This window comes from Streptomyces sp. NPDC059897, assembly GCF_042730865.1.
Lineage (GTDB): Bacteria > Actinomycetota > Actinomycetes > Streptomycetales > Streptomycetaceae > Streptomyces.
The window spans coordinates 1-22,421 of record NZ_JBHWKQ010000014.1; the positions used below are offsets into that span (position 1 = coordinate 1).

22 protein-coding genes are annotated in these 22,421 nt (G+C 72.1%); 8 read left to right on the forward strand and 14 right to left on the reverse strand.

The window, feature by feature from the left end; translation table 11 throughout:
- Positions 1-276: 276 nt before the first annotated feature.
- The 10 genes from ACFV9W_RS17495 to ACFV9W_RS17540 all read right to left on the reverse strand — a co-directional run bounded on the left by ACFV9W_RS17495 (position 277) and on the right by ACFV9W_RS17540 (position 11,589).
- On the reverse strand, positions 277-1,224 hold the full coding sequence (locus tag ACFV9W_RS17495; protein ID WP_385761379.1) for a Gfo/Idh/MocA family protein: 948 nt from the start codon (positions 1,222-1,224) through the stop codon (positions 277-279).
- Between the two features lie 97 nt (positions 1,225-1,321).
- Positions 1,322-3,199, reverse strand: coding sequence for a DUF2264 domain-containing protein (locus ACFV9W_RS17500; RefSeq protein WP_385761906.1), 1,878 nt, complete (start codon positions 3,197-3,199; stop codon positions 1,322-1,324).
- 2 nt (positions 3,200-3,201) lie between these two features.
- Entirely contained in the window at positions 3,202-4,209 is a 1,008-nt protein-coding gene (locus ACFV9W_RS17505) for a hydroxyacid dehydrogenase (protein WP_385761382.1), read from the reverse strand.
- Positions 4,206-5,069 carry a carbohydrate ABC transporter permease gene (locus tag ACFV9W_RS17510; RefSeq protein WP_385761385.1) on the reverse strand — a complete coding sequence of 288 codons (864 nt, stop codon included), beginning with the start codon at positions 5,067-5,069 and terminating at the stop codon, positions 4,206-4,208. Before ACFV9W_RS17510 ends, ACFV9W_RS17505 begins: the two co-directional genes overlap by 4 nt.
- Positions 5,066-6,049 carry a carbohydrate ABC transporter permease gene (locus tag ACFV9W_RS17515; protein WP_385761386.1) on the reverse strand — a complete coding sequence of 328 codons (984 nt, stop codon included), beginning with the start codon at positions 6,047-6,049 and terminating at the stop codon, positions 5,066-5,068. Before ACFV9W_RS17515 ends, ACFV9W_RS17510 begins: the two co-directional genes overlap by 4 nt.
- 31 nt (positions 6,050-6,080) lie before the next feature.
- Positions 6,081-7,421, reverse strand: coding sequence for an ABC transporter substrate-binding protein (locus tag ACFV9W_RS17520; protein WP_385761389.1), 1,341 nt, complete (start codon positions 7,419-7,421; stop codon positions 6,081-6,083).
- A 103-nt stretch (positions 7,422-7,524) separates the two neighbouring features.
- Entirely contained in the window at positions 7,525-8,691 is a 1,167-nt protein-coding gene (locus ACFV9W_RS17525; protein WP_385761392.1) for a substrate-binding domain-containing protein, read from the reverse strand.
- 281 nt (positions 8,692-8,972) lie between these two features.
- Complete coding sequence (locus ACFV9W_RS17530) at positions 8,973-9,785, reverse strand: arylamine N-acetyltransferase (protein ID WP_385761394.1); 813 nt, start codon at positions 9,783-9,785, stop codon at positions 8,973-8,975.
- Positions 9,786-9,836: 51 nt separating this feature from the next.
- Complete coding sequence (locus ACFV9W_RS17535) at positions 9,837-11,090, reverse strand: cytochrome P450 (RefSeq protein ID WP_385761396.1); 1,254 nt, start codon at positions 11,088-11,090, stop codon at positions 9,837-9,839.
- A gap of 250 nt (positions 11,091-11,340) precedes the next feature.
- The gene (locus ACFV9W_RS17540) at positions 11,341-11,589 is read right to left on the reverse strand and encodes a hypothetical protein (RefSeq protein WP_385761399.1); all 249 of its coding nucleotides are present in this window, start codon (positions 11,587-11,589) and stop codon (positions 11,341-11,343) included.
- Between the two features lie 93 nt (positions 11,590-11,682).
- Here ACFV9W_RS17540 and ACFV9W_RS17545 point away from each other — a divergent pair, with 93 nt between their 5' ends.
- Positions 11,683-12,429 carry an MgtC/SapB family protein gene (locus ACFV9W_RS17545; protein ID WP_385761402.1) on the forward strand — a complete coding sequence of 249 codons (747 nt, stop codon included), beginning with the start codon at positions 11,683-11,685 and terminating at the stop codon, positions 12,427-12,429.
- Between the two features lie 54 nt (positions 12,430-12,483).
- Here ACFV9W_RS17545 and ACFV9W_RS17550 read toward each other — a convergent pair whose 3' ends face one another.
- A complete protein-coding gene (locus ACFV9W_RS17550) occupies positions 12,484-13,932 on the reverse strand; it encodes a cytochrome P450 (RefSeq protein WP_385761405.1) in 1,449 nt (482 codons plus the stop codon).
- Between the two features lie 142 nt (positions 13,933-14,074).
- On the opposite strand from ACFV9W_RS17550, the gene ACFV9W_RS17555 reads away from it, so the two are divergent.
- From ACFV9W_RS17555 to ACFV9W_RS17565, 3 genes are all read left to right on the forward strand, one after another.
- Positions 14,075-14,701, forward strand: coding sequence for a TetR/AcrR family transcriptional regulator (locus tag ACFV9W_RS17555; RefSeq protein ID WP_385761408.1), 627 nt, complete (start codon positions 14,075-14,077; stop codon positions 14,699-14,701).
- A gap of 96 nt (positions 14,702-14,797) precedes the next feature.
- Entirely contained in the window at positions 14,798-15,253 is a 456-nt protein-coding gene (locus tag ACFV9W_RS17560; RefSeq protein WP_385761410.1) for a MarR family winged helix-turn-helix transcriptional regulator, read from the forward strand.
- 8 nt (positions 15,254-15,261) lie between these two features.
- Entirely contained in the window at positions 15,262-16,659 is a 1,398-nt protein-coding gene (locus ACFV9W_RS17565) for an MFS transporter (protein ID WP_385761908.1), read from the forward strand.
- 12 nt (positions 16,660-16,671) lie between these two features.
- Here ACFV9W_RS17565 and ACFV9W_RS17570 read toward each other — a convergent pair whose 3' ends face one another.
- Positions 16,672-17,475 (reverse strand): slipin family protein, encoded by an 804-nt coding sequence (locus ACFV9W_RS17570; protein WP_385761413.1) that lies wholly within the window; start codon positions 17,473-17,475, stop codon positions 16,672-16,674.
- 111 nt (positions 17,476-17,586) lie between these two features.
- Positions 17,587-18,312, reverse strand: coding sequence for a 2OG-Fe(II) oxygenase (locus ACFV9W_RS17575; RefSeq protein ID WP_385761415.1), 726 nt, complete (start codon positions 18,310-18,312; stop codon positions 17,587-17,589).
- A 274-nt stretch (positions 18,313-18,586) separates the two neighbouring features.
- Between ACFV9W_RS17575 and ACFV9W_RS17580 the strand changes: the two genes are divergently transcribed.
- The 4 genes from ACFV9W_RS17580 to ACFV9W_RS17595 all read left to right on the forward strand — a co-directional run bounded on the left by ACFV9W_RS17580 (position 18,587) and on the right by ACFV9W_RS17595 (position 21,689).
- The gene (locus tag ACFV9W_RS17580) at positions 18,587-19,390 is read left to right on the forward strand and encodes a putative protein N(5)-glutamine methyltransferase (RefSeq protein ID WP_385761416.1); all 804 of its coding nucleotides are present in this window, start codon (positions 18,587-18,589) and stop codon (positions 19,388-19,390) included.
- Positions 19,391-19,477: 87 nt separating this feature from the next.
- Positions 19,478-19,849, forward strand: coding sequence for a hypothetical protein (locus tag ACFV9W_RS17585; RefSeq protein ID WP_385761418.1), 372 nt, complete (start codon positions 19,478-19,480; stop codon positions 19,847-19,849).
- Between the two features lie 84 nt (positions 19,850-19,933).
- Positions 19,934-20,809: a PhzF family phenazine biosynthesis protein gene (locus ACFV9W_RS17590; protein ID WP_385761421.1), complete on the forward strand. Its 876-nt coding sequence runs from the start codon at positions 19,934-19,936 to the stop codon at positions 20,807-20,809.
- A gap of 139 nt (positions 20,810-20,948) precedes the next feature.
- Positions 20,949-21,689: a dienelactone hydrolase family protein gene (locus ACFV9W_RS17595; protein ID WP_385761424.1), complete on the forward strand. Its 741-nt coding sequence runs from the start codon at positions 20,949-20,951 to the stop codon at positions 21,687-21,689.
- Positions 21,690-21,728: 39 nt separating this feature from the next.
- On the opposite strand, the gene ACFV9W_RS17600 is transcribed toward ACFV9W_RS17595, so the two are convergent.
- Positions 21,729-22,397, reverse strand: coding sequence for a DUF4230 domain-containing protein (locus tag ACFV9W_RS17600; RefSeq protein WP_385761427.1), 669 nt, complete (start codon positions 22,395-22,397; stop codon positions 21,729-21,731).
- Positions 22,398-22,421: the final 24 nt, after the last annotated feature.

Genomic DNA, 22,421 nt, shown 5'->3' on the forward strand with positions numbered 1-22,421 from the left:
GACACCCTGCAGGACATGCTCCGGTGCTGGACCGGCACCTGCACCACCTGCGGCCAACCACTCACCAGAACCAGAACCTAACGAAGCACTACTAGGGCCCTTCTGACGGATCTTGCTGGAGTCGTGGGCCCTGGCACGCGCATCTGCGGCGTTGTCGTCGGTTGCCAACGCTCCGCGTTGTCGCCCTCCTCCGCCTTGCAGCTGCACGCACCATGCCCCACTCGGGGAGCCGAATGGCGCGGCCTGCCGAGTCCAGCCTGATCCGTCAGAAGGGCCCTAGTGTTCGGGGACCGGTTCCGCCCGGCCCGACGCCAGGGAGCGTTCGGCCGTCGCGAGGGTCTCCGTGAGGCGGAGGCCGAAGCGGGCGTCGCACGGGTGCGCGGGTCCGCCGCGTGCCGCCTCCAGCAGCGAGTCGACGGCGGCGGCGAGCGCCTCTGGGGCGGCGCCGCTGACCGTCGGCATCGGCGACACCCCTTCCGCGCCCCGCAGTTCGACCGCGACGCCGCCCGCCGCCGGGGGCGTGGTCAGGCTGAGCGTCGCCGTGCTGGAGGCGCCGCCCGTGTGCCGGAGCACCAGATGCACCGTGTCGCCGGGGCCGCCGTGCGCCGCCACCGTCCGTACCTCGCCCAGGATCGGCAGCAGCACGGACAAGGCGTGCGGACCCACGTCCCACAGGGCGCCCTTCTCGGCCCGCCAGGGCGTCGTGGCCCGCACCTCCGCGTCGTCGCCGGGGGTGTAGAGCGCGCCGTACCAGTCGGCGCGGCCCGTGAACCAGCCGTCCGCCCCGGCCTGTTCGGCGATCCAGGCCGCGGTGATCGGCGCGTGCCGCAGCGTGCAGAAGACGGTCGACGCGACACCCGCCGCGTCGGCCGCCTCGACGACCGCGCGGGCCGCGTCGGGACGGGTCGCCAGCGGCTTGTCGAGAAGCAGATGGCAGCCCGCCGCGGCGGCCCGCGCGGCGAGCGGGGCCTGGACGTCCGGCGGCACCGCGAACGCCACGACGTCGCTCGCCGCGAACAGGGCGTCCACATCGTCGTACGCCGTAGTGCCGTGCGCGTCCGCGAGCTCGGCCGCCGCCTGCGGCCTGCGCCCCCAGACCCCGACGAGGTCGACGGCCTTGTGCGACCCGAGCGTGGGGGCGTACGTCCGCTGGGCCCAGGGGCCGGTGCCGACGAGCCCGAAACGGGCGGGGCCGGAGGCGGTGGGCGGAGTGGAAGAGGTCATGAGCGGCAGTATCTGCCGGTCGGGTGCCACATGCACAGAGGACCCGGCCGAGCGGGGCAGCGGTCCCCGCGGTGGAGGCCCGACCGGCGCAGACCGGTCAGTCCTGCTGAACGCGCAGTGGCTCGAACACGACGGTGGTGCGCGCGCCGTCGGCCCAGCGCACCGTCAACTCCCCGTCGAGGACGTCGACGTCGGACACGGCGTCCGCGAGCGGCGCTCCCGGCTGTCGCGCGCCGAGCGAGGCCAGCGCCGCGAACACCGCCGTCCCCTCCACGTCCGCCGCGAGGCGCGGCACCCGCACCCACGGCTCGTACGCCGTGCCCTGCGGCGCGCGCACCGCGTCCCGCCGCTCCCAGCCGCGCAGGCCGACCAGCTCCGAGTGCAGGGCGTCCGTGGCCCACCCAGTGAGTGTCACGCGCGCCCCGTGCGGGGCGCCGACGACCCGGTGCACCCGCAGCTCGTACGCGCCGCGCGCCACGGTCACGCTCTCCACGCGGAGCCCCGGCACCATCGGCGGGCCCGACGTGAACACCGGCCGGTGCCAGGACGCGGCCCAGCCCCAGCCCTCGCCCTGACCGGCGCCGAGCGGATGGATGCGGCGCCGCACACTGCCGATGCCGCCGCACTCCACGGAAAGCTGGTTGTCCGCCGCGTTGGCCGGGGACGTGGGCCCGGTGTGGGTGGAATAGGCCTGGCGGCTGTAGAGCACGTCGACGGCTGCCGCGTCCTCGCCCTCGAACGGACGGACGTGGTCGCTGCCGTGGTTGTGCAGCCGCACGATCCCGTCCGCCTGCGTCGACTGCACCAGCAGCCCGGGCGCGGGCAGCGCGAGCACCCGGTCGGGGCCCTCGCTCGGCGCCGCCTCCTCGGTCGCCGTCCACAGCGGATCGTCCTCGCCCGCAAGGAGCGCGACGAAGCCCTTCGACGCCCAGTACGGGGACGCCGGGCCCGAGTAGTTCTGCAGCGTCGCGTCGTGCGGGCCGTGCCAGCCGAGGCTGAGCAGACCCTCGCCCGTGACGCCGCCACGGTCCAGGAAGTAGCGCAGATTCCCGCTGATCAGACGGCGCGACGCGCCCGGGGACAGTGGTGTGTGCCCGGTGACCGCGCCGATGCCGACGGCCGCCGACGCCGCGAACCGGTAGGTCAGCGAACGCCCGAAGTGGATCGGCGCCCCGTCGCCGCCGAACAGCAGCGAGAAGCCCTCCAGGTGCTCGCGGAGCCGCGGCCCCATCCGCTCCGCCAGCGCGGAGTCGCCCTGCAGGTGCGCGTGGAGCATCGGATACAGGTGCAGCGCCCACCCGTTGTAGTGGTCAAAGGCCCGCCCGTCGCCGTCTCGGTACCAGCCGTCGCCCTCGTACCAGGTCTCCATCAGCTCAAGTGCCCGCTGAATGGCGCGCGTCGTCGCCGCGTCGGACCGGCCGACGGACTCCAGGAACGAGGCCACCATGAACGGGAACAGGTACCAGTTGTTCGGCGCCGGCGTGTGCGTGATCGCGCCGCGCAGCCACTTCTCCGCCCGGTCCTGCACATCGCCGTCGAGCCGGTCCCACAGCCACGGCCGGGTCAGGGACAGGCCGAGCGCCACCGAGGCGGACTCCACCATCGGCTGGCCCTGTACGTGGTGGTCGAGGATCAGCGGCCAGGACTCGGCGTCGTCGCGCCCCGGCGTACGGGTGCCCGCGGCGAGGCCGCCCGCGTACCGGTCGAGCAGGCCGTGCGGGTCCTTGCCCTGCGCGCCCGCGACCCGGAAACCGGCCGCCAGGAACGTACGGGCATAGCCCTCGAGCCCGTCCGAGCGGACACCGGACCCCGAGGGGCGGCCCGGCAGGTCGAGCAGCGCGCCCTCGGGCGTCGCCCACCGCCAAGCGGCCCCGAGCAGCCCGTCGGCGACGGCCTCCCAGTGCGCGCGCGTGAAACCGGTGTACGGGCTCGATTCGCGGTCTTCGGCGGGGAGGTCGAACGGGGTGGTGTTCATGCTCATGCGAGGAACGCCAGCCTTTCGCGTCGTACGGGATGGGCGAATCCGTCGCCCGCGGCCCAGCGCGTCACCTCGCCGACCGCGGTGTCGGCGAGGCGCTCCCACTCGCTGCCCTGGGAGCCCGCCAGATGGGGGGTGATCAGCGCGTTCGGGCAGTCCCACAGCGGGTGGTCCGCGGGCAGCACCTCCGGGTCCGTCACGTCGAGGACCGCGCGGATCCGGCCCGCGCGGACCACGTCGGTCAGCGCGTCCTGGTCGACGACGGCGCCCCGCGCGGTGTTGACGAGCGTGGCGCCCGGCCGCATCGAACTCAGCAGCTCCCTGCTGACCAGCCCCGTCGTGGTGGGCAGCAGCGGCGTGTGGACGCTCAACAGGTCGCTGCGCAGGAAGAGTTCGGGCAGGCCCACCCGCTCCACCCCGAGCTCCGCCGCGTCCTCTTCGGAGACGTACGGGTCGTGCAGCAGCACCTCGAAGTCGAAGGGGCGCAGCAGTTCGATCACCCGGCGGCCGATGAGCGAGGCGGACAGGATGCCCACCGTCCGCCGGTAGTTGCCCACCTCCTGCGAGGTGAGCAGCCAGTCGCCGCGCTCGCGCAGACGGCGGAAGTCGCGGGCCCGCTCCAGGACGTGCTTGCCGTGCAGCAGGATCATCGCGAGGGTGTACTCGGCGACCGGCAGCGCGTTGGCCGCGGCCGCCGACGACACCGCGATGCCGCGCTCCCAGCAGGCGTCGGTGACGTGCCCGCGCACCGAACCGGCCGAGTGCACCACGGCCTTGAGTCCGGGCGCCGCCGCCAGCACCTCGGCGTCGAGCGGCGGACAGCCCCAGCCGGTGACGAGCACCTCGACGTCGGCCAGTACCTCCTTGGCCCGCGCCGTCGTCAGATCGTCGAGCACGGGCAGGGGCGCGAGGTCGCAGACCTTCGTGAGCGCGGCCATGGACCGCGGCGTGAAGACGGCCGCCGCGGCCTGGGGGGACATGGCCAGCGCCACGCGGGGCCTGCTCATTTGACCGACCCCGCCGTCAGACCGGACTTCCAGAACCGCTGGAGGAAGACGAACGCGAGGACGAGAGGAAGGACCGCGAGGAGCGAGCCCATGATCACCACCGGGTAGTACTCGGGAGAGACGGTCGCCTGGCTGTTCCATTGGAACAGGCCGAGGCTGACGGGATACAGATCCTGGTTCGACAGCATCACCATCGGCAGGAAGAAGTTGTTCCAGATCGTGGTGAGCTGGAAGAGGAAGACGGTCACCAGGCCGGGGCCCAGCATCCGCAGCGCGACCTTGAAGTACGTCGCCAGTTCGCTCGCACCGTCGACGCGCGCGGCCTCCAGGACCTCGTTCGGTACGTAGCCCTGCGCGAAGATGCGGCCCAGATACACGCCGAACGGATTGAACAGGACCGGGATGAACACCGACCAGAAGGTGTTCACCACGCCGGCCGCCGAAGCGATCAGGTACAGCGGCAGCGCGAGCACCGTCTGCGGCACCATCACCGCCGCGAGCACCAGGCCGAACAGCTTCTCCTTGTGCCGGAAGTGGTACTTGTCGAAGGCGTAGCCACAGGCGACGCTGATCAGCGCACCGATGGCCGCGCCGAGCACCGCGTACAGCAGGCTGTTGCCGTACCAGCGGCTGTAGAGGCCGCCGTCCATCGCGAACAGGTCCTTGAGGTTCTGCACGAACGAGAAGTCGCTGAAGGACAGGATGCTGCTGCTGAACAGCGCGTCGCGCGACTTGGCCGAGGCCAGGACCAGCCACAGGACCGGCAGCAGGGTATAGAGCACGGAGATCGCGACGACGACGTTGACCGTCGCGCGCCCCAGCATCCGGGGGCGAAGGAGGGTGGAGTCGGTGGCGCTCATCGGGCGTCCTCCTCGGCCGAGTTGACACGGTTGGTCCAGCGGGTGACCCCGTACGAGACGGCGATGGTGATGATCAGCAGGATCACCGAGGCGGCGGCCGCGAGCGAGTAGTTGTTGCGGCTGAAGGCGGCGTCGTAGATGTACATGCTGGGGGAGAAGCGCGCGCCGACCATCTGGGAGCCCTGGTGCAGCAGCATCGGCTCCGTGAACAGTTGCAGCGCCCAGATCAGCGTGAACATCGAGACCATCACGACGGAGGAACGCACCAGGGGTGCCTTGACCTGGAGCGCGGTACGCACCGGCCCCGCGCCGTCGACCACGGAGGCCTCCAGGACCTCACGGGGAACGGCCTGCAGGGCCGCGTAGAAGATGACCATGTTGTAGCCGAGGTTGCTCCACAGCGCGATGTTCACGATGGAGGGCAGTGCCGTGTGCAGGCCGAGGAAGTCGATCGTGATGTCCGCCTTGCCGAGCACCTCGATGATCGGGCTGATGCCGGGCGTGTACAGGTAGAGCCAGATCAGGGCGGCGATGATCCCGGGCACCGCGTGCGGCAGGAACAGCCCCAACTGCGCCCAGGACCGCAGCCGTACGACACCCGAGTCGAGGAGCAGGGCCAGCGCGAGCGAACCGACGGTCATCAGCGGGATGTAGATCACGCAGTACAGCGCGACCGTGCCGAGCCCGGACAGGAACGACGGGTCCGTGATGACGGAGGCGTACGAGCGCAGGCCGACGAAGACCGTGCGCTCCGCGCCGAAACCGAGGCCGGGCTGGTCGTCGCTGAAGAAGCTCAGCCACACGGCCGTGCCGACCGGAATCAGGAACACCAGCGTGAGGAGGACGAAGAACGGGGCCATCAGAACGCCCGCGGCACCGCCTCGGCGGCGCCTGGCAGCACGCCGGGCCCTGCGCTGCGGGTCGTCCGAGGCACGGGGCGGCGTGGATGTCGTGACGGGGGCATGGGCTGTCGCGGTCATGAGGAGTCACCTGCCTTTCGGGGACGGGCGTTCACGTGGAGTGCTCGGTGGTCTTCAGGCCCAGGGCCTTGAGGTCCGGCATCGAGCCGTCCTGCGCCGCGCGCATCGACGACTCGAGCGTTCCGGAGCCGGCCGCCGCGCGGGCGAACGCGTCCTGCATGACCTGACCGGTCGCCGTCATCCGGGGGCCCCACGTCCAATCGTCGCGGATCTTGTGCGCCTCCTTCTCGAACAGGGTGTAGATGTCCTGCCCTCCGTAGTACTTGCGGTCGAAGGCGGCGCGTCCCACCTCGATCAGGTCGCTGACGGCCGGGTACTGACTGCTCGCGCCGCTGGACAGCCGCGCCTTGAGGGCGTCGGGGTGCGAGACCTGCCACTCGATGAACTCCATGGCGGCCTCGGGGTGCCGGCTGTCCTTGGTGACGGCGAACGTCGAACCGCCGTTGGTGCCGAGCCCGGGCTTCGAGGGATCCCACTGGGGCTGCGGGGCGATGCGCCACTTCCCCTTGGCCTCGGGGTGGGCGTTCATCTGAGCGCCCGCCTCCCATGCGCCGCTGTGCCGGGTCAGGATCAGGCCGCCCGAGTTCTGGGCGTCGATCGCGCGGCTGCCGGGCGAGTTGACGTAGACGAGGTCCTCGTCGATGAGCCGCTGCCAGTACCTGGCGACGCGCCGGGTGGGGGCATCGGCCAGCGACACGTTCCACGCGCCCTTCGACGTGTCGAACCAGCGGGCACCGGCCGCCCAGGCCAGGCCCGAGAACACGCCCATGTCCACCGCGAAGTAGGTCACCTTGCGATGGCCGCCGGTGCGGCGCACGGCGCGGGCCAGTTCCAGGTACTCGTCCCAGGTGGTCGGGACGTCGAGGTTGAACTTGTCGAACAGGTCCTGGCGGTAGTGCAGCACCATCGGTTCGACGTCGAGCGGCACGCTGTAGATGCGGTTCTCGAACGTGGTGAGGCCCAGCGCCTGGGGCAGCAGCTTCGCCTTCAGCTTGTCGCTGACCAGGCCCGTGATGTCACGGGCCACACCGTCGATCGCGAAACCCGGCAGCTGCGGGTATTCGAGCGTCGCGACGTCCGGGGCGTTGCCCGCCCGGGCCGCGTTGCTGAGCTTGGCGTACCCGCCGGCCGTGCCCGACGGTATCTGTTCGAAAGCGACCTGGATGTGGTCGTGCGTCTTGTTGAACTCGTCCACCACTTCCTGGCTGCCGCGAAGGGCGGACCAGAAGGTGATGGTCGTCTTGCCTGTCCTGCGTGAGCTAGAGCTTGCCGACGACGCGCTGTCGTTCCCGCTGCAGGCGCTCAGGGCGCCCGTCAGCGGCAGCGCGGTAATCGCGGCGAGCACCGATCGACGGCTCTGTCGACCAGGCATGGGCGCCTCCCGCGGCTCCTGCGTGTTCGAGTCACGGGAATCCTGATCGGTTCACGAGATACGGTCAATAGACCGATCAGAAGAAAATGAAACGGTCAAACGCTCACTGTGCGGCGGGAGTTGAGGGGAGCGGGTCGCGATACGGGGCGGAACGGGTCGAACCGCGCACCTTGAGTGTCGGCAGCAGCTCGACCCGGTGCGCGGGACCGGCCGCTCCGCCCCGGCCCAGGCGGTGCAGCAGCAGCTCGGCCGCCGCCCGGCCGACCTCCGCCTTCGGCGGCGACACGGCCGTCAGCGGGGTGCTGCCGAGCCCGGCGACCACGTCGTCGTACGCGATCGCGGAGCAGTCCTCCGGGACGCGGACCCCGGCGTCGCGCAGGGACTGGACGAGCATCAGCGCGTCGACGTCGCCGTGCAGCAGGACGCCCGTGGCGCCCAACTCCTCCAGCAGGGGCGGCAGTTCGAGCGGCCTCTCGGCGTGCTCCGCCTCCGGTTCGGGCACGGCGCCGGGCGAGCTGAGGGCGACGGCCCACTTGTCGACCTGGGGATGATCCGCCGCGATCTCGGCGAACGCCGCCCGCACCGCGCGCGCCGTCGGGCTGTCGTCGCGCGCCGCGAGCACGATGCGGCGGTGGCCGAGGCCCGTGAGGTGCTCGACGGCGAGGTGCACGCCGTACCAGTGGTCGGTGCAGACGGTGTCCACGGCGTGCAGCGCGCTGCCCCTGCGCGGCCTGCGTTCCATCACCACCGTCGGCACGTCGACGCGCGCGAGCCAGGCGTAGTCGGCCTCCTCGGTGGCGAGGCTGCGCCAGCGCGGGGCGATCAGCAGCCCGCGGGCGCCGTCCGCCAGCGCCCGCTCCACGAGGGGCTGTTCGGCGCCCGGCGCCGCGGGGGCGATGTGCAGGGCGATCCGGACTCCGGCCTCCTCGAACGCGGTGCGGGCGCCGTGCAGCATCTCGTACAGATACGCGTGCCGCTCGGGGACGACGACGGCGACGGGGCCGCCGTCCGGGCCGGGGTCCTCGGCCGACGCCGGGGGAGTGCTCCGCTCCTGCCGCCGGTCGTGGCCCTCGTCCTGCTCGGGGAGGATCGGGCGGGCCACTCCGTGCCCGCGGCGCAGTTTGCCGGCGCGCGCGAGTTCCTCGACGTCGCGGCGGAGCGTCACCACCGACACCGCGAGCTCCGTGGCCAGATCGCTGACCCGCGTCGCGCCGCGCGCCTGCACGGCGGCGAGAATCCGCTGCCGCCTGAGATCGACCGGTTCGCGCATGCTGGTGGCCCCCTCGTGTCCCGCTAGGGCCCTTCTGACGGATCTTGCTGGAGTCGCGGGCCCTGGCACGCACATCTGCGGCGTTGTCGTCGGTTGCCAACGCTCCGCGTTGACGCCCTCCTCCGCCTTGCAGCTGCACGCACCAGACCCCGCTCACCGGAGCCGAACGAAGCGGTCTCCCGAGCCCAGCCTGATCCGTCAGAAGGACCCTAGTCCCGCTGTTCGTTTGAGCGTTTCGCTGAACGCTTCGGCCGAGCATAACCAGCGGGCGGCGTCGGGCGTCAGCCCTCCGTGGGATTCGGCTCCGGCGGAACGTGATCGAGGACGATGCCGAAGTGCTGGTCGTAGGCCTTGAGGACGGAGGCGTCGGTGGGGAGCTCGGTGACGGTGCGCTCGCCGTCGACGGTGGCCGTGAGCGTATGACCGCTGAGGGTGATCCGGCCGTCCGCGGTCAGCAGCGAACAGACGAGGGACCGTGTGAAGTGGGAGGCGGGGGAGGTCCGGTGGTACCAGGCGCCCGCCTCGAAGTCCCTCAGCGCGCGCGGCCGTTGCTCGAGCAGATACTGCACGTCGCCGTCCCTCAGGACGAGGAGGTCGCCTGCCGCCGCGCCCTCGACCGCATCCGCGTCGGCGTCCCCGATCCGGAACACCCCGCCCGGATCGGGCTGCTCGCCCCGGTCGTCGAAGGCCAGCGGATAGTGCGTGTGCGTGCCGAACCCGACGTCGGCGAGCCACGTCGTGCCGTCCGAGGTGCGTACGCGCAACGCCATGTGGTCGTACGGGATGCCGAGCCGGCCGTCCTTGCCCGCGACCCGCGCCTGAAGCGGCGTCACCTCGAACCCGAGGGCCGAGAGCAGGGCGCCGAACGCGCCGTTGAGCTCGTAACAGAAGCCGCCGCGGCCGCGGTCCACAAGTTTCTCGACGAGCGCGTCCGCGTCGAGGACGATCTCCTCGCCCAGGTGCACGGAGAGGTTCTCGAACGGTACGGCGAGCAGATGCGCCAGATGCAGCGCGCGCAACGCGTCCGCGGTCGGCGCCGAGGGGCGCTCGGCGCCGATGCGGCGGAGGTAGGCGTCGGTGCGGCGGTGATCCATGACGCCAGTGTCGCAGGGTACGGCGGGCGGCCCGGCGTCCGGTGGCGGGTGTCAGCCCTGGTGGGTGTCCGGGCCCGGACGCACCGGGAGTTCGCGCACGCTGTTGCCCACGAAACTGGCGTTCACCGGCAGCTCCTCCTCACGAACTGCCAGGTCGAGCGCGGGGAACCGGGTGAAGAGACGCTCCAGGGCCACCGTCGCCTCGAGCCGGGCCAGCGGGGCCCCCAGGCAGTAGTGCGCCCCGTGCCCGAGCGAGAGATGCCGGCCCGGGAGGGCGCGCGTGACGTCGAAGCGGTCGGCGTCCGGGCCGTGTGCCGCCGGGTCACGGCCCGCTGCCGAGTATCCGGCGAGTACGGGTGTGCCCTTCGGGATCTGCGTGCCGTCGACGGTGAGGTCCCGCGTCGGGTAGCGGAACGGGAAGTAGCTGACGGGGCTGTCCCAGCGAAGCGTCTCCTCCACGACATCCGGCCAGCCCGCCGCCCCTTCGCGCACCAGGGCCAGCTGCTCGGGGTGGGCGCACAGCGCGCGCACCGCGTTCGTGATCAGGTTCAGCGTCGTCTCGTGCCCGGCGACGACGAACAGAATGAGCGTTCCGATCAGCTCTTCGCGGCTGAGCCGGTCGCCGTCCGCCTCGTGCGCCGCCAGCAGCGCGCTCGTCAGATCGTCGCCCGGCTCCCGGACGCGGGCGGCCACCACCTGGGCCAGTACCGACACCATCTCCTGGTTGGCGGCGACGGCTCTTGCCGGTGAGATGTTCGTGGCCACGACCTCGCTGGACAGCCGGTGCAGTGTGTCCCTGAACTCCGCGTCCACGCCGAAGAGTTCGCAGATCACGCCCATGGGCAGGGGCAGCGCGAAGTGGGTGCGCAGATCGGCCACGCCGTCCCCGTCCCGCGCCGCCGAGGCCAGGCCGTCCAGCAGTTCGTCCGTGAGCGCCTCCACCCGTGGCCGCAGCGCCTCGATCCGCCGCGCCGTGAACGCCCGGCTCACCAGGGACCGCAGCCGCCGGTGGTCCTCGCCGTCGGCCGTCGTCATCCCGCGCACCGTCGCGAACGTCCGCAGCGGCCACCCTGCCGGTATGCGGCCCTCTGCCAGCGCCGTGAAGTGCCGGGCGTCCTTGGCCACATCGCTGTGCCCGAGGAACTCCTTCAGGGCGTCGTGTCCCAGCACGAGCATGCCCTGCACGTCATCGGGCAGCACCACGGGGGCCACCGCGCCGTGTGTGCGCAGCAGGGCATTGCGCGCGTGCGGGCAGCCGCCGGACGGGTCGATGCGGTGCGGCTGGTCCGAGGAGACAGCGGTCATGTCGAGCTCCTTGCAGGCCGGGAATGGCGATGCACCGGAACGCGACCGACACACCGAATGCGGATCGCAGCCGATGCTAGGGCCTGTCTTCAAACTCCCGTCTGCGTCGCGGCGTCTGGCACGCACGCTCGCGGCGTTGCCGAAAAGCCCGAGTAGCTCCGCTACGAGGACTTCCCGGCGCCTTGCGATCGCACGCACCAGACGCCGCGACGCCGCCCTTCGGGCGACGACGGGAGTTTGACGACAGGCCCTAGGGCGACTCGGACTCCAGGCCCAGACCGTAGATCCGCTCCAGCAGCCACGCCTCGTTGCCCGCGAGGCCCGCCCTGCTCAACGCCTCGTCCGCCTCGGTGATCGGCACCGTGAGCACCGCGGCCGTGGCCGGTGACTCGGATGTCGAGAGCGCCGCGCGGGCCGTGTGCATGAGGCGCAGGCAGGCCTGCGCCGCCGCCAACTCGGGGTTCATGGTCAGCTGTCCGTGGTTCCTGGTCCCGTTCATGCCTCCACTCTTGCGCATGGGTCTGACAATCCGGCCGCGACGACGCGGGACTACCCTCGGGAAGATCCACTCGAGGGAGAGGAGGGGCCGCTGTTGTCGTCGCCGCTCGCGTTCTCGCTGTTCGACCCGGCCGCCGGACAAGGCCCGCGTCAGCTCGCCGAGTTGGGTCTCGCCCTGGTGCTCTCCACGCTGATCGGGGCGGAGCGCGCCGTGCGGCAGAAGAGCGCGGGGCTGCGCACGCACACCCTCGTCGGCGTGGGCAGCGCACTGTTCATGGAGGTGTCGCAGCACGGGTTCAACTCCGTGCTCGGCATGGACGGCGTGTCGTTCGACCCGTCACGCGTCGCCGCGCAGATCGTCTCCGGCATCGGCTTCATCGGCGGCGGTCTCATCTTCGTGCGGCGCGACGCGGTCCGCGGCCTGACCACCGCGGCGACCGTCTGGCTCACGTGCGCCATAGGGATGGCGTGCGGCGGCGGCCTCCCCTTGCTCGCCATCGCCGCGACGGCTTGCCACTTCCTGGTCGTCCGCGGCTACCCGTGGCTGACGCGCCGCGTCCCGACCTTCGCCACGGAGCGGCGCTCGGGCCTGCACCTCGCCTACCGGGTCGGCTCCAGCGTCCTCACCCGCGTCCTGGAGGAGTGCACGAGCCGCGGCTTCCGGGTCGTCGAACTGCGGGGCGGCAGCGCCGACTGGGAGCCCGGCCGGGAGAGGGCCGGCACGATGGCCGTCCGCATGGAGATCGAGGGGACGGCCGACGTCCCGCACCTGGTGGCCGTGCTGGCGGAGTTGGACGGGGTGCTGGACGTGGCGTCGCTGGCGGCGGCGCCGGACGAGTAGCCCGGTGGGGGAGCGAAGAGGCAGGCCCCGGTTCCCCCGTGCGGGCCCGGCGGATCACCTCCGCGTCAGCCGCAACCGCAACCCCCGCGGCATCAGCGTCAACCGCTCCGTGATCGCGAGCCGGTAGTCGGGCTCGGGGCTCAGGTCGTAGCGGCGAAGGAGGAGGCCCAGTACCAGCGTCGCCTCGTGGAGGGCGAACTGGCGGCCGATGCAGGCGCGGGCGCCCGTGCCGAACGGCTTGAAGACGTGGGCGGGGCGGGCGCGGACCGCCTGTGGGGTGAACCGCTCCGGGTCGAAGGCCTCTGGGTTCTCGCCCCACGCGTCCGGATCACGGTGCAGCATCGTCGTCAGGACCAGCGCCCACGCGCCGCGCCGCATCGGGTGCGTGCCGCCGAGCGTCGTGTCCGCGAGGGCCTCGCGCGCGAACGCCGGTGCGGTCGGCCACAGGCGCAGCGACTCGTCCAGCACCCGCCGCAGGTAGCGCAGCTTGGCGACCTGTTCGTACGCGGGCACATCGGCGTCGCCCCAGACGCGGTCGACCTCGTCGCGGGCCTTCGCGAGTACGTCAGGGTTCTGCGCGAGGTAGTGCAGGGCGAAGGACAGCGCGCCGGACGTCGTCTCGTGCCCGGCCACCAGGAACGTGATGACCTGGCGGCGGATGTTCTCCGGCGAGAGCCGCTCGCCGGTCTCCGGATGCGTCACCTCCAGCATCCGGTCGAGCAGATCGCCGGGCCCGCCGTCGGAGGCGCGGCGCGCGGCGACCACCTCGTCGACCGTGCGGTTCAGATACGCCCGGTCCGCCGCGTTGCGCTTCTCCGCGCCGCGCAGCAGCACGGACAGCAGCGGCGGCACGACGTTGCGGCGCTGCGCGAACGTCAGGGCGCCGACCATCGCCGTGACGAACGGGTGCGGCCGCTCGCGCTCGAACGACCCGAAGTCGTGCCCGAACCCGGTCCGCGCGATCGTCTCCAGGGTCAGCTTGGTCATGTCGGCGGGCACGTCGACCGTGCGGCCCGCGGCCTCGCTCGTGTCCCAGGACGCCATCAGCTGCCCCGCCACGTCTAGCATCAGCGGGTGGTAGCCGGCCATCGCGTCGCGGCTGAAGCCCGGCGCCAGGATGTCGTGCGCGAGCTGCCAGTTGGGCTCGTGGTTGTACGCCGTGAACAGGCCGTCGCCCGCGACGGGGCGCAGATTCGCGACGCCGAGGCCGACGTGCTTGGCGAACCGCGACTCGTCGGCCAGCTCCGCCGCCAGCTCCGCGCCCGACACGAACACGATCTCCTTGCCGAACCCCTTGCGCCGGAAGATCGGCCCGAGTTCGGACGCCAGCTTCATCGAATCCTGCAACGGGGAGCGGACGTTCGCCCCCACCACGTCACCGATGAACGGGACCCGGCGGGACGGGTGCGGGATGCGGTCCAGGCGCGGCCACCCCTGCTCGGCACTGCGAAAACCTCGCGGCAGCGGGGTGCCCGCGGCCTGCGTCACCTGCGGCGTCGTCATCGTGTCCATCTCCCTTGCACCGATGCCCTGTTGGAGCACCCGGACCACACTGTTAGACGTGGATTCAATAACGGGCCACAGTCTGTGCCTGTTATTGAACTCACGTCAAGTAAGGGGTGGCAGGTCCAGTAGGGTGCGCCTCATGACCAGGGAGCGAGCGGGAGTGTCGGCGACGGGGGAGCGCACCCGGCGCAGGCTCAGCACGCAGGAGCGCCGCGAGCAACTGCTCGCCGTGGGCGCCAAGTTGTTCGCGCAGGCCCCCTACGGCGACGTATGGATCGAGGAGGTCGCGGAGATCGCCGGCGTCTCGCGCGGGCTCCTGTACCACTACTTCCCGAACAAGCGGGACTTCTTCGCCGCCGTCGTGGAGCGCGAGAGTCAGCGGATGCTGCGTTTGACGGCTGCCGTGCCCGGCATTCCGGTACGCGATCAGCTCGGCACGGGGCTCGACACCTTCCTCGAATACGTCGCCACGCACGCGCACGGCTTCCGCGCCTTCCACCGCGCCGAGGCGGCGGGCGACCCGGCCGTGCGCGCGGCGTACCAGCAGGGGCTCGCCGCGCACGAGGAGCAGATCATGGCCGCCCTCGCGGCGGACCCGCACATCGCCGACAGCCTCCCCGAGCCGGACGTGCTGCGCCTCGCCGTGCGCGGCTGGCTCGCGTTCCTCGTCGCCGTCTGCCTCGACTGGCTGGACGCGTCGGAGCTCACGCGGGAGCAGGTGCGGGAGCTGTGCGCGCGGGCGCTGGTGGGGGCGATCGGGATCTGACCGGCGGTGCGGGGGCGTGGAGGCGCCCCCGGAGGGTTCGTAAGGTTTCATAAGGGTAACTTGCAAGGCTTCCTGTCAACTTCGTACGGTGTCGACATGTCAGCAACGCAGTCAGCCGCAGGGGACGAGCCGCCCACCGAGCAGATCGCCGCCGATCTCGCCACCGTCGTCGGCCGGCTCTCGCGCCGGCTGCGCAGCGCGTCGCCGGACAGCCTGCTCACGCCCACCCAGCGCACCGTCCTCGCGCGCCTGGAGTCCGAGGGGCCCGGCACGACCGCCGCGCTCGCCCGCGGCGAGTACGTACGGCCGCAGTCCATGCGGCTCACCCTCGGCGCCCTGGAGGAACAGGGCTTCGTGTCGCGCGCGGCGGACCCGACCGACGGGCGGCAGTCCGTCGTGTCGATCACCGACAGCGGCCGCGCCACCCTCGACGCCGTCCGGGCCGCCAAGCACGGCTGGCTCACCCGGGCGCTCACCGACGAACTCGACGCCGCCGAGCGGCACACCCTCGCCGAGGCCACCGCGCTCCTCGAACGGCTGGTGCGCAAGTGACACAGGGCGTGGGAGACCCCGCCGTCGTCGCAGGCGACGGCGAGGCTTCCGCGCTGCGACAGGGGTTCAGGGCCCGGCTCACCGCGCCCCTGCTCCTCGGCTCCGTGCTCAATCCGCTCAACACCACAATGATCTCCACCGCCCTGGTGGCCATCGGGCACGACTTCGGGATCGGCGCCGCCGACACGGCCTGGCTGATCTCCGTCCTCTACCTGGCGAGCGCCGTCGCCCAGCCCGTCCTCGGCAAGCTCGCCGACACGCTCGGCCCGCGCCGTGTCTTCCTGGCCGGGCTCGTCGTCGTATGCGTCTCCGGGGTCGTCGGCGCGCTGGCCCCCGCCTTCGGCTGGCTCATCGTCTCCCGCCTGCTCCTCGGCATCGGCACCTCCGCCGCCTACCCGGCCGCCATGGCCGTACTGCGCGACGAGGGCCGCCGGGTGGGCCGCCGCCCGCCCCGCCCCGTCATGGCCCGCCTCTCCTTCGCCGCGCTCGGCAGCGCCGCGGTCGGCCCGACGCTCGGCGGACTGCTCGTCATGGTCGTCGGCTGGCGCGGCATCTTCGCGGTCAACGTGCCGGTGGCGGCGATCGCGTTCGCCGCCGCCCTGCTGTGGATCCCGCGCGATCCCCCGCGCTCCACGGACGGGGAACCGGCACCGCGTCCCGCCCTCGACCCCCTCGGCATCGGCCTGTTCACCACCGCCCTCACCGTCCTGGTCTTCTTCCTCCTCGACCTGTCCGACCCCATGTGGTGGCTGCTCGCGCCGTTCGTGGCACTCACCGGCGTGCTGGTGTGGTGGCAGCTGCGCAGCAGGACGCCGTTCATCGACGTCCGCATGCTCGCGGGCAACGGCCCGTTGGCCCGCACCTACCTGCGCCACGGCCTGAGCTATCTGCTCATCTACTGCGTGATGTATGGCTTCACCCAGTGGCTGGAGGAGGCCCGCGGCTTCTCCTCCGGGCACACCGGGCTGCTGATGCTCCCCATGTCGCTCACCGCCCTGGTGTGCTCGCTGCTCGGCGCCCGCACCAAGGGCATCCGCGCCCCGCTCATCACCGCGTGCCTACTGCTGACCGCGGGCGCGGGGCTGCTCGTGTTCCTCGACGGCGACACACCTCTGGCGCTGCTGCTGCTCGCGGGCGCGTGCTTCGGCATCCCGCAGGGGTTCGTCGGCACCTGCAACCAGGCCGCCGTGCAGGAGCACGCCCCCGCCGCCGACATCGGCTCCGCCGCGGGGCTCCAGCGCACCGCCCAGTACATCGGGGCCATCACCGCGTCGAGCCTGATCGCTCTCGCCTACGGGCAGCGCGCCAGCGACAGCGGCCTGCACCTGATGGCCGGTGTCTCCGTCGTCCTCGGTGTGCTCTTGGTGGTCCTGACGGTGACGGACCGGGCGCTGCGCAGGAGTTGAGCCGGTGCCCGTTCAGGACGCCGGCGGTGGCTGCGGGTGTGGCTGTGGCTGTGGCTGCTGTTGCGCGCGCTCCAGGAAGCGCAGCAGCTCCACCGGGAACGGCAGCACCAGCGTCGAGTTCTTCTCGGCGGCGACCGCCACCACGGTCTGAAGGAGGCGGAGTTGAAGGGCGGCGGGCTGCGCGGACATCTCCTTCGCCGCCGCGGCGAGCTTCTTCGAGGCCTGCAGTTCGGCGTCGGCGTTGATGACACGGGCGCGGCGCTCACGGTCGGCCTCGGCCTGCCGGGCCATCGAGCGTTTCATGGTCTCCGGCAGCGACACGTCCTTGATCTCGACGCGGTCGATCTGCACGCCCCAGCCCACGGCCGGGCTGTCGATCATCAGCTCCAGGCCCTGGTTGAGCTTCTCCCGGTTCGACAGCAGATCGTCGAGGTCGCTCTTGCCGATGATGGAGCGCAGCGACGTCTGCGCCATCTGCGAGACCGCGAACCGGTAGTCCTCGACCTGGATCAGCGCATTCGCCGGGTCGACGACCTTGAAGTAGATGACGGCGTCCACCCGCACCGTGACGTTGTCCCGCGTGATGCCGTCCTGCGCGGGCACCGGCATCGTCACGATCTGCATGTTGACCTTGCGCAGCCGGTCGAGCACGGGGACGACCATCGTGAACCCCGGCTCACGCGCGCTACCCGCCAGCCGCCCGAGGCGGAAGACGACGCCACGCTCGTACTGCTTCACCACGCGGGCCGCGGCCGCCGCGTACACCAGAAGGACGCAGAGCAGCGCCACGCCCGCGACCGCCAGTTCCTGGACCATGGCGACACCCCCAGGTGTCCGAATCCACCGCTTAATCAACGATATGCCTGGTGTGCCGGTCCAGTCGAGGGGCGGAAGGGGAGTAGAGGGGAGTAGGCAGGGGGGCGGGGCTCATTCCGCGTCGTGGAGCACGAGCCCCAGAGTGTGGCGCCGGCCCGAGCGGACCGTGCTCACACCGTGCCGCATCGGACCGTTCGACCAGCCGCGCACCGAGCGCACCGGCCGGTCACGCGTCGTGAACACCAGGGCGTGCCCCTGGAGCAGCGTCGTCGAGTAGCCGCGCGACTGGGCGCGCGCCCGCTGCTCGGTCATCAGGAACTCGCCGCCGGTGAAGTCGACGCCCGGCTCGTCCAGGCCGATCACGACCTGCAGCGGAAACACCAATTCGCCGTAGATGTCGCGGTGCAGCGCGTTCCAGTCGCCCGGCCCGTAGCGCAGCAGGATCGGCGTCGGCCGCGTCTGGCCCGCCGCATGGCACCGCTCCAGCCAGCCGTCGAGGGTGTCCGGCCACGGCGCCGCCCTGTTCAGGCGCCGCGCCCACTCCCGCGCGACCGGCAGCAGCCGCGGATAGAACGCCGCACGCAACTCCTGTACGAGCCCGGGCAGCGGGTGGTCGAAGTAGCGGTACTGTCCGCGGCCGAACCGGTAGCGCTCCATGTCGATCGTCGACCGGAACCGGTGCACGTCGTCGTAGAGCGCGGCAACGGACCGGCACTCGTCGGCGGTGAGCACGGGAACAGGGGTGAGCGCATGCCCGAACGCGTCGAGTTCCGCGCCGAGGGCGGCCCAGTCGAGGGCCTCCACCCGGGCCTGCGGGGCAGTGGTGGTGCCAGTCATCGCTGTACGTCTCCGTAGGTGGGCGGTAGCGGCCAGGCCACCAGCCTCGTCGGCCCCGGCACGGTGTGCTGGCGGCAATCGGACGCGGTGTTCGGTGGGGTAATGTGGCCGCTCCGTGCAGCACCGCGAAGGAACGAGGAGGTGAGTCCGATCAGCGTTGTGTCAGATCGGGAGCTCCCTTCTCCCGCCGTACGCCCCGCCCGCTCGCGCTGAGCGTGGCCTCGGCCCCGCGGTGACCGGGAGCCCCCTCGGCATCCCGAGAGGCAACCCCCTTATGCCGCTTTCCCCTTCGACCGGCTCAGCCCTTCCGGCCGGTTCCGTCCCCGTGGCCGAGTCCCTGCGCGCCGCCGGCTGCGTATTCGCCGAGGACGAGGCGCGCGTCCTGCGGTCCAGCGCCCGCGACGCCGCCGAACTGGCCGCCATGGTCGAGCGCCGCGCGAGCGGACTGCCCCTGGAGCACGTCGTCGGCTGGGCCGAGTTCTGCGGGCTGCGGGTCGCCGTCGACCCCACCGTCTTCGTGCCGCGCCGCCGCACCGAGTTCCTGGCCCGCCAGGCCCTCACGCACACACCGCCCGGCGCCGTCGTCGTCGACCTGTGCTGCGGCACGGGCGCAGTGGCCGCCGTCCTGGCCGCCCGCCGCCCGTCCCGGCTGCACGCGGCCGACCTCGACCCCGCGGCCGCGCGCTGCGCCCGCCGCAACCTCGCCCCGCTCGGCGGCGAGGTCCACGAGGGCGACCTGTACGCGCCGCTGCCCGCCGACCTCAGGGGCCGCGTGGACACCCTGGTGGCGAACGGGCCCTACGTCCCCACCGGCGACGTCGCCCTGCTGCCGCCCGAGGCCCGCGAGCACGAGCGGCGCATCGCCCTCGACGGCGGGCACGACGGCCTCGACGTGCTGCGCAGGGTGGCGGGCGAGGCCCCGGACTGGCTCGCGCCCGGCGGACACCTCTTCGTGGAGACGAGCGAACGCCAGGCCGCCGCTGCACAGGCGGCCGTCCGCTCGGCGGGCCTGCACGCACGCGTGGTCGCGAACGAAGACCTGTACGCCACGATCGTCATCGGTACGCGCGTCTCCTGACGTGGGGGTTTGACCCGGCGCGTCGCCGGTACCCGCAAGAACCACGGACCCAGGTCCGGGTACCGGCGACGAAGAGGGAGCAGCACCATGACCGACACGCCTCCCGTCAGCGGCTTCGCCCCCACGGAGGTGGGCGTGGCCCTCAGCGACTGCACACCACAGGACGCCGCCACGGTCCTGCGCGTGCTGTGCACCGCCTTCCCCTCGGACCGCACACCCACGGAGCGTCCCGACGACGACGCGACGGTCTGGCTCACCACACTGGACGCCGCCTCCCCGCCGGAGCCCTCCGAGGCGAAACCCCTGGCAGAGGCAGTCACCGCGGACATCCAGGGCGGCCCCGAGGCACTGGATCATGTGCGCGCGGCGCTGGCGAACGCCTTCACCCTCAGCGAGGCGAATGCCGCCTCCGGTGACCAGGAACAGGAGCTTCACGTGCGCCTGATGACGCGGCACTGACCGGGGAATCCGGCGCGGGGCGACGGGTGTTGGTCCGGAGGACCGCACCCAGGACAGCACGCCCGCGTGAAAGGCTCTGCCTCCATGACGAACACCGCGCCGACCCCGGCCCCCGAAGTGCTGCACTACACCGCGTTCTCGACGAGCCCGGACGGCGGAAACGGCGCCGGTGTCGTACTCGACGCGACCGGTCTCGGTGACCGCGAGATGGTGGAGATCGCCGCCGAACTCGGCTACTCCGAGTCCGCGTTCCTCACACCGGGCCCCGACCCGGACGACAAGCGGTCCTTCACGCTGCGGTACTTCAGCCCCAAGGCCGAGGTCGACTTCTGCGGCCACGCCACCGTCGCCGCGGCGGTGGCGCTCGGCGAGCAGTTCGGCACGGGGGACCTTGAATTCCACACCGCGGCGGGACGCGTGCCGGTCGCCGTCGGCAGCGAGGACGGCGTCCTCAAGGCCACCCTCACCAGCGTGGAACCGCGTGTGCACGAGGTGGCCCAGGACGACGTGCGGGAGGCGCTCGCCGCGCTCGGCTGGCAGGCCGACGAGCTGGACTCGGCGCTCCCGCCGAGGATCGCCTACGCGGGCGTGCGGCACCTCGTCCTCGCCGCCGCCACCCGCGAGCGGCTGGCCGAGCTGGACTACGACTTCGACGCCCTGCTGGCCCTCATGCGCAGGCTCGACCTGACGACCGTGCAACTGGTGTGGCGCGAGAACCCGACCACCTTCCACGTGCGCGACCCGTTCCCGGTCGGCGGCGTGGTGGAGGACGCCGCCACGGGCGCCGCGGCAGCCGCCTTCGGCGCGTACACCCGCGAACTTGGCCTTGTGCCCGCACAGGCCCGCCTGACGCTGCACCAGGGCCACGACATGGGCCGCCCGTCCCTGCTGGAGGTCGAGCTGCGCGCGGGGGAGAGGCGGGTGCGGGTGACGGGCGCCGCGGTCCGCGTCCAGTGCTAGCCTTTCGGAGGCCGTGCGAGAGAACGAGGAGGTGGTACCCGTGAACGAATCGACATGGGTGCTCTCCTCCGGGGTCACGGTCGGGCGATAGGTCGTCGCCCGGGAGCGCCGTATCTCAGCTCTCCCGAAAGGCACGACCATGCGTTTCACCTCTGAACAGCGCCTCGACGACGGTGTCGTCGAGCGCGCGTTCACCCTCGGCGACATCCCCGGCATCCTGTGGACGCCCGCCTCCGCGTCGGCGTCCGCGCCCGTTCCGCTGATCCTGCTCGGCCACCCCGCACTCGGCCTGAACAGGATGTACCCGCGGCTCCTGGCCAGGGCGCAGGGCTGCGCCGCGGCGGGCTTCGCCACCGCGACCATCGAGCTCCCCGGCTGCGGTGACCGGCCGCGTTGGCCCGCCGCCGAACAGGCCCGTGCCGACCTGCGCCGGGCCCTGCAGGCCGGCGAGCCGGTCGGCGACGAGATCATCGACGCCCTCATCCTCCCGCTCGTCGAGAAGTCGGTCCCGGAGTGGCAGACCGCCCTGGACGCCCTGCTCGCGCAGCCGGAGATCGGCGGCCCGGTCGGCTACTCGGGCGGCGTGATCTCCATCGGCGTCCGCCTCGCGGTCGTCGAGCCGCGGATCGTGGCCGCCGGCCTCTTCGCCGGGAGCTTCGTGCCCCGCGCCATGTTCGACGAGGCCCGCCGCGTCACCATTCCGCTGCACGTCCTACTGCAGTGGGACGACGAGGGCAACGACCGGCAGGCGGCCCTCGACCTGTTCGACGCCTTCGGCTCCAAGGAGAAGACGCTGCTCGCCAGCATGGGCGGACACACGGGCGTCCCGCAGTCCGCGGGGGAGCACGCGGGCGCCTTCTTCGTCAGGCATCTGAGCTAGCCCAGGCAGCGTTGCCGGCAGGAGTTCGAACGACCCTGGTCACGTCCCGTAGGACACGTTCACCTCGCGGAACCCCAAGGAACGCAGCAGGCCACGCAGCATCTCGGTCGTGTTGCGCTCGGCGCGGCCCGTGAGGTGGCTGTCCCGCGCGGCCTCGCCGATGTGCCGGGCGGCGAGTTGGCGCACCGCCTTCTCGTCGCCCGGGTTGTCGGAGAAGAGGTCGCCGAGCCGGTCCAGCAGCCCGCGCTGCTTCGCGAGGGCGTACGAGCGGTCCGTGTCGAGCACGGGCGCGGCGAGCCGGGCGTGCGGCAGGCGCAGTGTCGCGGACGTGCGGTCGTCGTTGACGCGGACGTCGCCCGGGCCGATCCGGCCCAGGTCCACGTACGCGTTGACGCTGCCCGCGCCGACGTAGAGCGTGCGCGTGCCCTGGATGGCATCCGGCAGGTACTTGGAGTCCTTGTCCAGGTCGACCACCACCTGGTAGTTCCCGGCCGCGGCGTCGTAACGGCTCAGGTCCCGCACGGACTTGAGCAGCGCGGGCCCCGAGCGGTCGTGCGTCTCGGAGCCGAACACGTCGCCCAGGCGGTGCGCCATGCCAAGGCCGGTGAGCACGACCGCGAGCACCACGAAGAGCACGGCCGCCGCCTTCGCCCACAGGGGCAGTCGCGCCGCCCTCGCCCACCGGGGCAGTACGGACCTCGTCGTCATGGGGAGGCCTCCTTCCCATGACTA

Excerpts from the sequence above, each read along its gene's own strand:
- ACFV9W_RS17515 (WP_385761386.1), bottom strand. The coding sequence starts at position 6,049 with ATGACCGCGACAGCCCATGCCCCCGTCACGACATCCACGCCGCCCCGT.
- ACFV9W_RS17510 (WP_385761385.1), bottom strand. The coding sequence starts at position 5,069 with ATGAGCGCCACCGACTCCACCCTCCTTCGCCCCCGGATGCTGGGGCGC.
- ACFV9W_RS17560 (WP_385761410.1), top strand. The coding sequence starts at position 14,798 with ATGTCAGCAACGCAGTCAGCCGCAGGGGACGAGCCGCCCACCGAGCAG.
- ACFV9W_RS17530 (WP_385761394.1), bottom strand. The coding sequence starts at position 9,785 with ATGGATCACCGCCGCACCGACGCCTACCTCCGCCGCATCGGCGCCGAG.
- ACFV9W_RS17535 (WP_385761396.1), bottom strand. The coding sequence starts at position 11,090 with ATGACCGCTGTCTCCTCGGACCAGCCGCACCGCATCGACCCGTCCGGC.
- ACFV9W_RS17505 (WP_385761382.1), bottom strand. The coding sequence starts at position 4,209 with ATGAGCAGGCCCCGCGTGGCGCTGGCCATGTCCCCCCAGGCCGCGGCG.
- ACFV9W_RS17540 (WP_385761399.1), bottom strand. The coding sequence starts at position 11,589 with ATGAACGGGACCAGGAACCACGGACAGCTGACCATGAACCCCGAGTTG.
- ACFV9W_RS17580 (WP_385761416.1), top strand. The coding sequence starts at position 18,587 with ATGCCGCTTTCCCCTTCGACCGGCTCAGCCCTTCCGGCCGGTTCCGTC.
- ACFV9W_RS17595 (WP_385761424.1), top strand. The coding sequence starts at position 20,949 with ATGCGTTTCACCTCTGAACAGCGCCTCGACGACGGTGTCGTCGAGCGC.
- ACFV9W_RS17575 (WP_385761415.1), bottom strand. The coding sequence starts at position 18,312 with ATGACTGGCACCACCACTGCCCCGCAGGCCCGGGTGGAGGCCCTCGAC.
- ACFV9W_RS17585 (WP_385761418.1), top strand. The coding sequence starts at position 19,478 with ATGACCGACACGCCTCCCGTCAGCGGCTTCGCCCCCACGGAGGTGGGC.
- ACFV9W_RS17570 (WP_385761413.1), bottom strand. The coding sequence starts at position 17,475 with ATGGTCCAGGAACTGGCGGTCGCGGGCGTGGCGCTGCTCTGCGTCCTT.
- ACFV9W_RS17555 (WP_385761408.1), top strand. The coding sequence starts at position 14,075 with ATGACCAGGGAGCGAGCGGGAGTGTCGGCGACGGGGGAGCGCACCCGG.
- ACFV9W_RS17495 (WP_385761379.1), bottom strand. The coding sequence starts at position 1,224 with ATGACCTCTTCCACTCCGCCCACCGCCTCCGGCCCCGCCCGTTTCGGG.
- ACFV9W_RS17520 (WP_385761389.1), bottom strand. The coding sequence starts at position 7,421 with ATGCCTGGTCGACAGAGCCGTCGATCGGTGCTCGCCGCGATTACCGCG.
- ACFV9W_RS17550 (WP_385761405.1), bottom strand. The coding sequence starts at position 13,932 with ATGACGACGCCGCAGGTGACGCAGGCCGCGGGCACCCCGCTGCCGCGA.
- ACFV9W_RS17600 (WP_385761427.1), bottom strand. The coding sequence starts at position 22,397 with ATGACGACGAGGTCCGTACTGCCCCGGTGGGCGAGGGCGGCGCGACTG.
- ACFV9W_RS17590 (WP_385761421.1), top strand. The coding sequence starts at position 19,934 with ATGACGAACACCGCGCCGACCCCGGCCCCCGAAGTGCTGCACTACACC.
- ACFV9W_RS17500 (WP_385761906.1), bottom strand. The coding sequence starts at position 3,199 with ATGAACACCACCCCGTTCGACCTCCCCGCCGAAGACCGCGAATCGAGC.
- ACFV9W_RS17525 (WP_385761392.1), bottom strand. The coding sequence starts at position 8,691 with ATGCGCGAACCGGTCGATCTCAGGCGGCAGCGGATTCTCGCCGCCGTG.